We start from the raw sequence: 259 nt of genomic DNA, 5'->3' as shown, positions 1-259 counted from the left end.
CCGGTTACTTTCGAAATGATCCCAGTCTTCTACTGGAATCACCAAACCATCTGAAATTCGCCGAAAAAAATCCCGAGCACCACTGTGTACCTTTTCGTGCACATCTTGTATCGATGCAAGGTCCTGATTTTCTATCAAAAAGATTGCCGATTGGCTTTTAAGCCATTTGCCGAAAGGACATTGCAAGTGTGCATCAGGCCCCAAATCTAATTGGTCTGGCGGTACGCGAGAAATCAGTACACGCAGCAAATTCCTGTAC

The 259-nt window shown here is 45.2% G+C and carries 1 protein-coding gene; it reads right to left on the bottom strand.

Features of this window, described 5'->3' with window-relative positions; all coding sequences use genetic code 11:
* Nucleotides 1–259, bottom strand: a 259-nt coding sequence (locus SB753_RS38695; protein ID WP_410805366.1) for a CZB domain-containing protein, incomplete at both ends; no start/stop codon positions are given.

This window comes from Paraburkholderia sp. SIMBA_053 (genome assembly GCF_046534895.1).
Lineage (GTDB): Bacteria > Pseudomonadota > Gammaproteobacteria > Burkholderiales > Burkholderiaceae > Paraburkholderia > Paraburkholderia caledonica.
Note: the sequence above shows the minus strand (reverse complement) of the source record. Positions and strands in the feature narration are given on the sequence as shown.